The organism is Flavobacterium sp. (genome assembly GCF_044341265.1).
In the GTDB taxonomy this organism is placed as follows: domain Bacteria; phylum Bacteroidota; class Bacteroidia; order Flavobacteriales; family Flavobacteriaceae; genus Flavobacterium.
The window spans coordinates 1-13363 of sequence record NZ_JBIISA010000051.1 but is presented as its reverse complement, the minus strand read 5'-3'; the positions used below and the strand labels follow the sequence as shown (position 1 = coordinate 13363).

At 32.0% G+C, this 13363-nt stretch carries 12 protein-coding genes; 3 read left to right on the top strand and 9 right to left on the bottom strand.

The features are described 5' to 3' along the window. Positions 1-591 (top strand): T9SS type B sorting domain-containing protein (locus tag ACIQ06_RS15585; RefSeq protein ID WP_396147849.1); only part of this gene is annotated, 591 nt, incomplete at its 5' end. Positions 592-662: 71 nt separating this feature from the next. Here ACIQ06_RS15585 and ACIQ06_RS15580 read toward each other — a convergent pair. Then, positions 663-1859: a pyridoxal phosphate-dependent aminotransferase gene (locus tag ACIQ06_RS15580; protein WP_396147848.1), complete on the bottom strand. Its 1197-nt coding sequence runs from the start codon at positions 1857-1859 to the stop codon at positions 663-665. Positions 1860-1964: 105 nt separating this feature from the next. Between ACIQ06_RS15580 and ACIQ06_RS15575 the strand changes: the two genes are divergently transcribed. Beyond that, entirely contained in the window at positions 1965-3293 is a 1329-nt protein-coding gene (locus tag ACIQ06_RS15575; RefSeq protein ID WP_396147847.1) for a PDZ domain-containing protein, read from the top strand. Positions 3294-3327: 34 nt separating this feature from the next. On the opposite strand, the gene ACIQ06_RS15570 is transcribed toward ACIQ06_RS15575, so the two are convergent. Beyond that, the gene (locus tag ACIQ06_RS15570; protein ID WP_396147846.1) at positions 3328-3762 is read right to left on the bottom strand and encodes a DUF1573 domain-containing protein; all 435 of its coding nucleotides are present in this window, start codon (positions 3760-3762) and stop codon (positions 3328-3330) included. 305 nt (positions 3763-4067) lie between these two features. On the opposite strand from ACIQ06_RS15570, the gene ACIQ06_RS15565 reads away from it, so the two are divergent. Next, positions 4068-6698, top strand: coding sequence for a valine--tRNA ligase (locus tag ACIQ06_RS15565; protein ID WP_396147845.1), 2631 nt, complete (start codon positions 4068-4070; stop codon positions 6696-6698). A 213-nt stretch (positions 6699-6911) separates the two neighbouring features. Here ACIQ06_RS15565 and ACIQ06_RS15560 read toward each other — a convergent pair whose 3' ends face one another. From ACIQ06_RS15560 to ACIQ06_RS15530, 7 genes are all read right to left on the bottom strand, one after another. Further along, positions 6912-7484, bottom strand: a complete 573-nt coding sequence (locus ACIQ06_RS15560) for a hypothetical protein (protein WP_396147844.1) — start codon at positions 7482-7484, stop codon at positions 6912-6914. Between the two features lie 367 nt (positions 7485-7851). Further along, entirely contained in the window at positions 7852-10095 is a 2244-nt protein-coding gene (locus ACIQ06_RS15555) for a M20/M25/M40 family metallo-hydrolase (RefSeq protein WP_396147843.1), read from the bottom strand. 153 nt (positions 10096-10248) lie between these two features. Continuing rightward, on the bottom strand, positions 10249-11019 hold the full coding sequence (locus ACIQ06_RS15550) for a superoxide dismutase (RefSeq protein WP_396147842.1): 771 nt from the start codon (positions 11017-11019) through the stop codon (positions 10249-10251). Between the two features lie 3 nt (positions 11020-11022). After that, complete coding sequence (locus tag ACIQ06_RS15545) at positions 11023-11292, bottom strand: acyl-CoA-binding protein (RefSeq protein WP_396147841.1); 270 nt, start codon at positions 11290-11292, stop codon at positions 11023-11025. After that, positions 11293-11943 carry a phosphatidylserine decarboxylase family protein gene (locus tag ACIQ06_RS15540; protein ID WP_298305823.1) on the bottom strand — a complete coding sequence of 217 codons (651 nt, stop codon included), beginning with the start codon at positions 11941-11943 and terminating at the stop codon, positions 11293-11295. It abuts the gene before it with no gap. Continuing rightward, complete coding sequence (locus ACIQ06_RS15535) at positions 11933-12757, bottom strand: phosphatidate cytidylyltransferase (RefSeq protein WP_396147840.1); 825 nt, start codon at positions 12755-12757, stop codon at positions 11933-11935. Before ACIQ06_RS15535 ends, ACIQ06_RS15540 begins: the two co-directional genes overlap by 11 nt. A gap of 1 nt (position 12758) precedes the next feature. Continuing rightward, complete coding sequence (locus tag ACIQ06_RS15530) at positions 12759-13358, bottom strand: lactate utilization protein B/C (RefSeq protein WP_396147850.1); 600 nt, start codon at positions 13356-13358, stop codon at positions 12759-12761. Positions 13359-13363: the final 5 nt, after the last annotated feature.

The following is a 13363-nucleotide window of genomic DNA, read 5'->3' as shown; positions in this document are numbered from 1 at the left end:
AGAACATATACTGTAAAAATGACCAGTGTTAGTCCACCACAATTGGGATGTTCACAAACAGACTCATTTCAAGTAATACAATCAGGGCAAGCTGTGGCTGTAGGCGTAGGATATGAAGTAAGCAACGCTTTTTCAGATATGCAAACCATTACAGTAACCGTAACAGGATATGGAAGTTACTTATACAGCCTTGATGGAGGTCCAAGACAAACCAGCAATGTGTTTGAAAATGTACCACTTGGAGTACACACTATAACGGTATGGGATGACAAAGGTGGTGTAGCAAGCAGCTGTGATCCTTTCCAATTAACAGGAGTACAAATCATCGATTACCCTCACTATTTTACTCCAAATGGTGACGGAATTAACGATACTTGGAATATTGTTGGTTTGGAAGATTATCCAAGTTTACAAATTAATATTTTTGATAGATTTGGTAAACTCATTAAGCAAATGAGTCCAGCAAGCAAAGGATGGGATGGTACCTACAACGGAAACCTAATGCCATCAACGGATTACTGGTTCACAGTGAAATATCCTGAAGCTGGTGCGATGAAAGAATTCAAAGCGCATTTTGCTCTGAAACGATAAAAATGTATATGTAAAGAAAAAAAAACTCCTCATTATTGAGGAGTTTTTTTTTATTATAATATTATGATAAATTATTTAGCGTTGTAAACTCTTAATGCATCTTTTAAAATTTGTACAGAACGAACTAAGTCTTCTTTCTTTAAAACATAAGCGATTCTTACTTCATTTAGGCCTACATTTGGAGTTGAATAAAATCCGGCAGCAGGAGCAATCATAACAGTTTCTCCATTGTTGTCGTAAGATTCTAATAACCATTGTGCAAAATCATCCGCATTTTTAACTGGTAATTGAGCAATACAATAGAAAGCACCTTTTGGAGTAGCCACTTTTACACCTTCAATTTTATTTAATTCAGAAACAAGTGTATCTCTTCTTTCTTTGTACTCTTCAATTACTTCTTTAAAATAACTTTGCGGAGTTTCTAAAGCGGCTTCACTTGCAATTTGAGCAAACGTTGGAGGACTCAAACGAGCTTGCGCAAACTTCATAGCAGTAGCCATCAACTCTTTATTTTTAGAAACAATGCAACCAATTCTTGCTCCACACATACTATAACGTTTTGAAACAGAATCAATCATAATAGCATTTTCTTCAATTCCAGGAACATTCATAACAGAATAGTGCTTATCATTTTCATCATAGATAAACTCACGATAAACTTCATCTGCAATTAAAAATAAGTCATGTTTTTTTACAATTTCTGCTAATTGTTGGATTTCTTCTTTAGAATATAAATAACCTGTTGGGTTACCTGGATTACAAATAAGAATTGATTTAGTTTTTGATGTAATCAATTTCTCAAAAGCAGCAATAGGAGGTAAGGCAAATCCATCGTCAATAGTTGAAATAACCGGAACAACTTTTACCCCAGATGCAGTTGAAAATCCGTTATAATTTGCGTAAAAAGGTTCAGGAATGATAATTTCATCATCAACATCCATTGTGCTTCCCATAGCAAATAATAATGCTTCTGAACCACCTGTCGTAATGATGATGTCTTGAACGTCAATTGGTAATCCGTGTGATTTGTAATATTGTGAAAGCTTCGTTCTGTAACTTTCAAAACCTGCGGAATGACTGTATTCTAGAACGCTTATATCTGCATTTTTAACTGCATTAAGTGCAACTTCTGGAGTTTTAATATCGGGTTGACCAATATTTAAATGATATACTTTGTTCCCTTTTTTCTTTGCAATATCTGCATAAGGTACCAATTTTCTAATTGGCGATTCGGGCATTTGTTTTCCTTTGTTCGAAACTTTTGGCATGATTGAAAATTTAGTTGTGCAAATTTGCAATTTTTTATTGTATTTATTGTTAAAAATGATTTTTCAACAACAATATTTTATTAAATTTATGAAAATATTTTTTTAATGAAGTATAAGTTAATCGCCATTCTCATATTTTTATATTGTTCCAATAGTTTGTCTCAAAGTGGTTTTCAGTTTCAGACTAACAAGAAAAAAATTTCAATTCCATTCAAGTTTATTAACAATTTAATAATTATTCCAATACAAGTTAATGGTGTTTCCTTAAACTTTATGGTAGATACTGGAGTCGAAGAAACAATCTTGTTTAGCATTGATGAAACTAATGGTGTAAATTTTTCAAAAATAGAAAAAATACGAATAAGAGGATTTGGAAGCAACGATGCTTTTGACGCTTATAAAACTGATAATAATAAATTAGAAATCAAAAACTACTCCGATATTAGTCATCGTATATATTTAGTTTTAGATCAAAATATTAACATTTCCTCTCAAGTTGGTGTTCCAGTTAATGGAATTATTGGAAATAAGCTCTTCAAAAATAAATGTGTCAAGATTGATTACATTTCCAAACGTATTATTATTTATAATAATGAAAAAAAATTAATATCTGCAATTAAAAATTATTCAAGTTTTCCCATAGAATTAATTCAGGGAAAACCATATTTGAATGTTAATGCCTTTTTCAATACAAAAAAACAACCTGTCAATGCGAAACTTTTAATTGATACTGGAAATACAGATGCTTTTTGGTTTTTTAAACAAAAAGACGAAGGTATTGAAATACCAAAAAAACATATTGACGATTTTTTAGGCAGAGGTTTCAGTGGTGATGTTTTTGGTAAAAGAGGAAGAATTCCTTCAATTTCTATTGGAAATTATAATTTTAAAGAGCCTATTACAGCTTTTCCAGATACTATTGCAACTTTAGATATTGACAAAATTGAGGGTAGATTAGGCTCTGTGGGTTCAGAAGTAATGAGAAGATTTTCTGCAATATATGACTACAATAATAATATAATTTACCTAAAGAAAAACAATAATTACAAAGAACCCTTTAGCTTCAATATGTCTGGAGTTGAAGTGCAGCATCAAGGTTTACAATGGATTACAGAAACATATAGAAGTAACTCAGTTCTAAACAATAATTTAAATAATCCTTATAGCAATAAAGTAGAAGATAATCTTAAGTACAAGTTTGAACTAAAACCAGTTTACGTTATAGCAAACGTAAGAAAAGATTCGCCTGCAGCAATCGCTGGATTGCAAAAAGAAGATGTTATTGTAAAAATCAACAATCAAAATGGGTACAATTTTACTTTAGAAAAAATAAACGAACTCCTTAAATCGGAAGAAGGTAAATCCATTGAATTTGAAATTGATAGAAAAGGTAAAATCCTGAAATTCAAATTCCAATTGAAAAAAATATTATAAAAAAAAACGTCCGCGGTTTGCGAACGTCTTAAATTTATGATTTTTCCATCAAACTTTGCTTTTTCTCTAGCGGATTGACTTCTTTCTTTACAATCACTTCACCTTTTATTTTTAATGCAACCATTCCACTTTCAACATTTACAGCATTAGTTTCAACTGTAATTGTTTTTCTTATTGGTCCTGGATTCATATTGTATTTCACCTCAATTACACCAGTTTTACCAGGTTGAATAGGAGTTTTTGGATAATCAGCAACCGTACAACCACAAGTAGATTTGGCATTAGTAATCACCAAAGGAGCATCTCCAGTATTAGTGAATTCAAACTTTCTCAAACCATCGTCAGTATCTTTGGTAACAGTTCCGTAGTCAATAGTATTGTCTTTATCTTTAAAAACAATCTTTGGTCCAGTTTGAGCAAAAGCTACACTGTTTAGAACTACAAAAGCGATAAATAATATTTTTTTCATTACGTTAATTTTTGGTTTCATTGGATTAGTAAAATTACGACTTTAAATTTATAAGCAAAATTTTAATTCTTAATTTTTTATAAAAGTACTTATTACTTACTTTTGCAGTAATAATTACAAAAAACATACCAAAGTTTTTAAGGAGCGAATCGCTCGGGATTTATCAGCAATCCATTTTCCTGCTTTACGAGTTACATGGTAACTTCTCCAATCAGGGCTAAAAAGTTTTTGTATTGTACTTTTGTTAATTTTATAAAACACTTTCAGTATAAATCTGAAATCTAAAATCTGAAATCTAAAATTATATGATTCCTGCACAATTCAACGCCAAAGAAGTAGAACAAAAATGGTATGACTATTGGATGAAAAATGACTATTTTACATCCAAACCAGACCATAGAACACCTTACACCATTGTTATTCCACCACCAAACGTGACTGGAGTTTTGCATATGGGACACATGCTAAACAATACTATTCAAGATGTATTGATTCGTCGTGCTCGTCTTAAAGGTTTCAATGCGTGTTGGGTTCCAGGAACTGACCATGCTTCTATTGCAACAGAGGCAAAAGTTGTTGCCAAACTTAAAAGCGAAGGAATCAACAAAAACGATTTAACACGTGAAGAATTTCTAAAACACGCTTGGGATTGGACCAACAAATATGGCGGAACGATTCTAGAACAACTTAAGCAATTAGGATGTTCTTGCGATTGGAGTCGTACAAAATTCACAATGGACGAAGATATGTCGGCGTCAGTAATTCATTCATTTGTAGATTTATACAACAAAGGATTGATTTATCGTGGTTACCGAATGGTAAATTGGGATCCAGAAGCTAAAACAACTTTATCTGACGAAGAAGTAATATTTGAAGAACGTCAAGGAAAATTATACTTCTTAAAATACAAAATTGAAGGTTCAGAAGATTTCTTGACCGTTGCTACTACGCGTCCTGAAACTATTTTTGGAGATACAGCTATTTGTATCAATCCAAACGACGAACGTTTCACACATTTGAAAGGTAAAAAAGCTATTATTCCAATTTCAGGAAGAGTTATTCCTATTATTGAAGATGAATATGTTGACATCGAATTCGGTACTGGATGTTTAAAAGTGACTCCAGCGCACGATATGAACGATAAAACTTTAGGTGAAAAGCACAATTTAGAAATTATCGATATTTTTAATGACGATGCTTCTCTAAATTCATTCGGATTACATTATCAAGGAAAAGATCGTTTTGTAGTTCGTGAAGAAATTGCAAAAGAGCTTGAAACAATTTGTGCTTTAGCAAAAACAGAAACACATTTAAATAAAGTAGGAACTTCAGAAAGAACCAAAGCGGTAATCGAACCACGTTTGTCAGACCAATGGTTTTTAAGCATGGAAGAGTTGGTAAAGCCTGCCATCAAAGCTGTTTTGGAAACCGAAGAAGTAAAATTATATCCATCACGTTTCAATAACACTTACAAACATTGGTTAGAAAACATTCGCGATTGGAATATTTCTCGTCAACTTTGGTGGGGACAACAAATTCCGGCTTATTTCTATGGAGATGGAAAAGAAGACTTCGTAGTTGCTAAAAATATAGAAGAAGCACTTGAGCTTGCAAAAGTAAAAACCCGAAACCCGCAACTCGAAACCCGCAACTTACGTCAAGATGCTGATGCACTAGATACATGGTTTTCATCATGGTTGTGGCCTATGGCAGTTTTTGGTGGAATTCTTGATCCAGAGAATGAAGATTATAAATATTATTATCCTACTAATGATTTAGTTACAGGTCCAGATATTTTGTTTTTCTGGGTTGCGAGAATGATTATTGCTGGTTACGAATATGCTGGTGAAAAACCTTTCACTAATGTATATTTAACTGGATTGGTTCGTGATAAACAACGTCGTAAGATGTCTAAATCATTAGGTAATTCGCCTGAACCATTAGAATTAATCGAGAAATTTGGTGCCGATGGTGTTCGTGTAGGATTGCTTTTAAGTGCTTCTGCAGGAAACGACATTATGTTTGACCAAGAATTGTGCAACCAAGGAAAAGCATTTTCTAATAAAATCTGGAATGCTTTCAAATTGATAAAAGGTTGGGAAGTTTCGGATGCAATTCCGCAACCAGAATCTTCTAAAGTAGCTATCGAATGGTATGAAACTAAGTTGCAAAGAACCTTAACCGAAATCGAAGAAAACTTTGATAAATACAGAATTTCTGATGCTTTGATGGGTATTTACAAATTGGTTTGGGACGATTTCTGTTCGTGGTTTTTAGAAATGATAAAACCAGCTTACCAACAACCAATTGACAAAGCAACGTTTGATAAAGCAATAGAAATGTTGGAAAATAACTTGAAGTTATTGCATCCATTTATGCCGTTTTTAACAGAGGAAATTTGGCAACATATTGCAGATAGAACTCCAGAACAAGCATTAATTGTTTCAGAATGGCCTAAAGCAAAAGCCTATGACGAAAAATTAATAGCCGATTTCGATTTCGCTATGGAAGTAATCTCCGGAATTAGAACCATTAGAAAAGATAAGAACATTCCGTTTAAAGATGCTATCGATTTGAAAGTAGTGAATAACGAAAATGCTTCTACTTATTTTGATGCTGTAATCATGAAATTAGGAAATATAGTTGCTTTAGAATACGTTTCCGATAAAGTAGATGGTGCCTTGTCTTACAGAGTAAAATCTAACGAATACTTTATTCCAATTACAGGAAATATTGATGTTGAAGCCGAAGTAGCTAAATTAACCGAAGAGTTAAACTACACCAAAGGATTCTTAAAATCGGTACAAGCTAAGTTATCTAACGAGAAGTTTGTAAACGGCGCACCAGAAAAAGTATTAGAAATGGAACGCAAAAAAGAAGCCGATGCTTTAGCTAAAATAGCCACAATAGAACAAAGTATTGCTGGTTTAAAATAACAGAAAAGTCCTGAGAAATCAGGACTTTTTTACTCATTTTTTATTCCGAAATGTGTTATTAGGATTAGATAAATACATCCAAATATCTTGGACTGATTCTTTTAAACAATCTTCATTGACACATTTAACTTTATCAGAATAATTATTAGATTACAAATTTTTCTAAACTTTTGGTGCTGTCTAAAATAACTCCTTATTTTTTATAATCTTATTTTAGAATTGAAATCCTAGTTTCACTCCAAAGCGGTAAATTAAATTATCAATATTTTTGTTATCAACATCTCCTTTTCCTTTAACTTCCCACTTCCAGTTAAAACCTGCAGACGGGTCAACATAAAAACCTTTAGCAATTTTTAGTTTGTAACCGATATTTCCATCAATTAACGACCAGTAACTGTAAGTTCCATTGAAAAAAGTTTCATCATATTTTACACTTCCATAACTCAAGAAACTCTCATAGTAAAATTTCTCATGATTTTGTTCGTTAAAATAAGTTCTAGAACCTGCTTGAATTTCAAATCCTTGACCCGTTAAATCATTATTACTTCCGTAACACATTGTAGCATAACTTAAATTGAAAACAGCTGATTTAGCATACTTTTTTTTCTTTTTTGTGCTTGTTTCGTCGTCTTTTTTAATAGCGTAAGGTAATTCTAAACTCAAACCCATAACCGTAGGTTCCGAAACGTTAAAATTTGCCGATAAAGTTGCCTTTTCTTTTGCAGATTCTTCTTGTGCAAAAAATGCTGTTGGCAATAAAGCCAACAATAGTAAAATTTTCTTCATGATTTGATGATTTTATGTTTAAGATAAAAGTAAGATTAATATTTTTAATTTGCAAGAAAAATAGTACTATGCTATTGATTTATTTTACATAATTTTGTGTAGTGTGTTAAAAATCAATATAATATAGGATAAATTAGCTTTGTAGAGAATTCGTTCTTGAATTATGGTTCTAAAATATTCTTCTTATTTAGACGTAATATACACCTTAGAACTGCAATTTTGAATTGTCTTTTATAATACTATTTAATACACTGATTAAAATAAAATAATATTATTAGCGTAATTACATTACTTTTAATTAAACCAAATATAAAAAAATCCTCAATCGAATTAACAATTGAGGATGAAATAGTTTTTAGAGTAGGGTTTATTCAAATTTCACTTTGGTAACCTTAGTTTCGCCATCTCTTACATAAGTAACTTCTAGTTCGTCACCTGGATTGATTTTGCCTAAAGCTTCCATGTAGTTATAAACGTCTTTGATTGTTGTTGTTCCAATTTTTGTAATAACATCACCTTCTTTAATTCCAGCAACTTGAGCAGGTCTATTTTCTGTTACACCATCAACATGTAAACCATCTGGATGCTCAGAGTAATCAGGCATAATTCCCATCGTTACTTTGTATTTTGGTCTTGTTTTTCCGGCATTGGCTTTGGTTTTAGTAAATTCTACTTTATCTAAATCAGCCACATCATTAGCAATTCTAAAAACAAATTCTACAATGTTTTTTACACCATTGAAATTAATTTTATCAGTATCATCACTTGGTTTGTGGTAATCGCCATGCGTTCCTGTAAAGAAATTTAAAACCGAAATATCTTTCAAATAAAACGAAGTATGATCGGTTGGTCCGATGCCACTGTCTTCTGTTGTTACATTAAAACCAGCTGGTTTATTTTTCTCTACCAATTTTTTGAATTCTGGAGAAGTTCCAACACCACCAACAATCATCTCTTTTTTGTCGCTCAAACGTCCAATCATGTCCATGTTAATCATAGCAACCACATTTGGATATTTTGTTTTAAGCGTTTCCGCCATGTGTTTAGAACCAATCAAACCATCTTCTTCACCAGAAAATAAAGCAAAAATATAGTTGGCTTTTTCAATAGTTTTATTTTTTGACAACATACGAGCCAATTCAAAAACACCAGAAACTCCAGAAGCATTATCATCAGCGCCATTGTGAATTTCTCCTTTAGAATTTGGTTTGGTTGAATTGTTGTGCTCATTCAATCCCAAATGGTCATAATGCGCACCAATTACGATAGTTTTAGCTGCTTTATTGTCTAAATAAGCAATAACGTTTCTACCATTATTAGTTTCGCTTTTATCGGTAATAGAATCGTTTGGACTCAATCGAACTTTGTAGTCAAATTTTTGTAAATACGTTTTTCCGCTGTAAGGTTTTAATCCCAAAGCCTTGAATTGCGCCGAAATATAATCAGCAGCTTTTTGCTCGCCAACAGAACCTGTTAAACGACCTTTCAATTCATCAGAAGCTAAATAAGATATATGTTTGTTAAGAATTTCTGGTTTTACATTTTCTGTTTCGTCACTATCAACCCAATCCGCAATAAAGACATTAGTTTCACGTGCTGCAGTTTGTTGACGATTACTAGACCAAACCAATTTCTTTCCGTCTGGTGAAAACATTGGAAACGCGTTAAATTCACTTTCCCATGTTATTTGTTTCAAATTACTTCCATCAACATCAATCATGTACAACTGAAAATCGTATCCACGAGTAGAATGATGATTAGAAGAAAAGATGATTTTTTTATCGTTCGGACTAAAAAATGGAGCCCAATTGGCTTTTCCTAAGTGAGTTACTTGTTTAACATCAGTTCCATCAACATTACAAGTGTAGATTTCCATTTCAGTTGGAGCTACTACATTTTCTGCCAATAAATCTTTGTATTCTTTAATGTCTTTTTCAGTTTTTGGTCGAGACGAACGGAAAACTAATTTTTTACTATCGTGCGAAAAGAAACTTCCACCATCATAACCTAAACCATTAGTAACTTGTTTCAAATTACTTCCGTCAATGTCCATGGTCCACAATTCCAAATCACCAGAACGAGTAGAAGTGAAGGCAATTTTCTTTCCATCTGGAGAAACTACTGCTTCTGCGTCATATCCTGGAGTATTGGTTAATTGTTTTACAATGTTACCATTCAAATCGGCAATATAAATATCAAATTCTGGATAAACGGCCCAAAGGTATTTTCCGTCTTTTGGTTTTGGTGGTGCTGGACAAGCTTCACTTGAAGCATGTGTAGAAGCATAAATAATATGTTTTCCATCTGGCATGAAGTAAGAGCAAGTAGTTCTTCCTTTTCCTGTAGAAATCAATTTTAAATTTTCTGAAGAATAACTTTTGCTTTGTAAATCATACATATAAATCTGATCGCAAAGAATATTAGCTTTCGGATTAGAAACTTGTAAAGTCAAAAGCGAACTATTTGGACTAAAATACGCCTCAGCATTGTCTCCTCCATTAGTTAGTTTTTGAATATTTTTAAGATTTTTCTCTTGTCCCACAACATTCAAAGAAAGAAGTAGAAAAAAGAACTTAGCAAAAGAGTTTAGTTTTGAAGTATTTGGATACATATATAATTTGATAAGGTAATTTTTTAATACTAGCAAAGATAGTAAAATTGATTTTTTTACTCTAGTGGTTTAGAATAAAATATAGGTTTATTTATAACTTAGTTAAGCAATTACTAAAAAAAAATCCCAAGTTGTTGACCTTGGGATTTTAATTTATTTTTTAATGGCTTCTTCGTATTTTTCGCCAACTTTTTTCCAATTGATGACATTAAAAAAAGCTTCAATGTATTTCTTTCTTTTGTTTTGATAATTCAAATAGTAAGCATGTTCCCAAACGTCGATAGCTAAGATTGGAGTTCCTGCAACAACTGCTCTTGGCATTAATGGGTTGTCTTGATTTGGCGTACTTGTAACCTGTAGTTTTCCTGCTTTATCAACTATCAACCAAGCCCAACCTGAACCAAATTGCTTAGTAGCAGCATCTTCAAATTGAATTTTAAAATTATCAAAAGAACCAAAATCTTTATCAATAGCACTTGCCAAAGTATCAGAAGGTTTTCCACCAGCTTTTGGTGCCATAATGTCAAAATACAAAGTATGGTTGTAGTAGCCACCTAAATTGTTTCGTAAATCGGCATTATTTAAATCTAATTTTTTAAAAATTTCTTCGATTGGAAGACTTTCTAACTCGGTTCCAGCCAAAGCTTTATTTAAGTTGTTGGTGTATGTTAGATAATGTTTAGAGTAATGTACTTCCATAGTCATAGCATCAATATTTGGAGCTAAGGCATCATAGTTATAGGGAAGTTTAAGCAATTCAAAAGCACCAGCATCAGCTTTAACGTCTTCTGGTAAACCTATAGTCATTTTTTCTTCTTTAGAAGGAAGAGGCACTTCAACTACTTCAGTATATTTTTTCCTTTTGCATGAACCAATTGAAAGAAAAAAAATAGAACTTAATACAATTAAAAATACTTTTTTCATTGGTTATCTTTTTTTAACTAAATCAGTGATGGCTTCAATGTATAATTCCTTGCATTCATCTTGAGTAAGATGGCTTATTTGCATCCAAGCATTCATTTTAAACGCATTTCTTAAGTCATATACAGGATAAATACGATTGGTAATTGTTCCGTGGGTTGATTGTTTATACAAGGCATACAAACGCAACTGAACATCTTGTGGTAGTTCGGCTTGTGTTATGGTATTTGCCAAGGCTACGGCATTTTCAAATCGTTTTTCTAAATCTTCTTGCATTTATTTGCTAGCAACTATAGTTTGATTTCCGACTGCTTTTTGTCCAATTTTTACGTTTACATTGGTTCCAATTGGTAAATAAATATCAACTCTTGAGCCAAATTTGATAAATCCAGCATCATCACCTTGTCTTACTTGCATTCCTTCTTCAGCATAATTTACAATTCTTTTTGCCAAAGCACCAGCAATTTGTCGGTACATGATTTCTCCAAAAATTCTATTTTCAATTACAACTGTTGTTCTTTCGTTTTCCGTACTGGCTTTTGGATGCCAAGCTACAAGATATTTACCAGGATGATATTTACTGTATCTTACTTTTCCACTTGTAGCATAACGAGTTACGTGAACATTTATTGGCGACATAAAGATAGAAACTTGTAAACGTTGGTCTTTAAAATATTCAGGTTCAAAAACTTCTTCAATTACTACCACTTTTCCATCTACTGGTGCAATGATATTGTAATCATTAACTTCTAGTGGTCTCTTTGGATTTCTAAAAAACTGCAATACAGTCACTAAAAGCAATAGCATTAGTATTTGTACAGATTTTAAAATCCAAGGATTTGATATAACCATTGGAGAAACTAATAGTAAAACTACAAATAGAGTAGTAGAGATAAGAATAATCTTGGCACCTTCTTTATGAAACATAATCTAAAATTTGATAAAATAAAAATACAAATGGAGCTACAAATATAATACTATCTAAGCGATCTAGAATACCTCCATGTCCTGGCATAATTTTTCCGCTGTCTTTAACACCAGCAATACGTTTGAATTTTGATTCAATTAAATCTCCCAAAGTACTGAAAACACTAATAATAACGGCACTAACGGTCCAAATTAAAACAGATGTGTTAAAGTATTTCGGATTGGGGTCGAAATAGTATTTTGATATTAAAAATCCTGCTAAAACCGAGAAAACCATTCCTCCAAAAAAGCCTTCAATGGTTTTTTTAGGTGATATTTTCTCTAATAATTTATGTTTTCCAATTGATTTTCCAACGATGTAAGCAAAAGTATCGTTGGTCCAAATAAGGATAAAAATACTAATGATAATTTTTGGTCTGAAATTATTTCCAACAAAAGGAATTTTGGCAATTAGAATAAAAGGTAAGATTACATAACCAATAAGGTAAATGTATTTCGAAAGAGTATCAATTTTTTCTTTCTTGGTATTGAAAAGTAAAAGCAAACATTTTATGGAAACAAAAAGCGTTGCAATTAATATTAAAATATCATTGGTTTTGTTAGTTCTAAATTGACTTCCCAAGTAAAATGCAACTCCTCCAACTATTATGGGAAGAATTTTATTTAAATTGATTAATTGGCAAAACTCATAAATCGCAATGAGCATAAAAACGCCAAATAGTAAAAAAAAACTATTAGCAGAGTAGGAAGTAGCTAATAGTAAAAGTGTTACATAAACTACACCCGAAAGTAATCTCGTTAGCGATTCATTCATGTTATAAATCTTCTAAAAGAAGTAGGTAAAGATTTTTGGCACAACTTCCATAGGTCAAGAAATCTTCTTCTTGTACTTTTTCAAAATATTTGATAGTTGTAATATTGGTAGGATAGTCTTTATCGTATTTTTTCTTGATAACTCTTAAACCATCACTTTTAGATTCTAATATCTGACTTGTAGTAGCAAGTATTACAATATTGTCAGGTAATTCGTTAGGTTTTTTCTGTTTGATTTGATTTGAAGAAAACAACACTGCACCTTCATCAGCAACCAAATTTTCGCAACTTGCAAAAAAGAATTTAGGTTCTGTTGGATTGGTGTAACTTAATTTATTTTCGTCTAAAAGGTTGTAAAGTTTTGGTTCAAAACATAATGCTTCACTCTCAAACCAATCATTTTCCTCAAGTATATTTTCGAACTGTTCCCTTACTTCGTTTAAATTTTCACAATAGATAAACTTACCGCCATTTTTCTTGAAATTGAAAGTAAATAAATCGTCAATTGGAAGATTTGAAGGTTTGGGAGTATTATATTCACTTTGGTTTTCCTCATCGGAAGCATCATTGCTAGAACCAAATATTTTTCTGAAAAGACTCATATTGC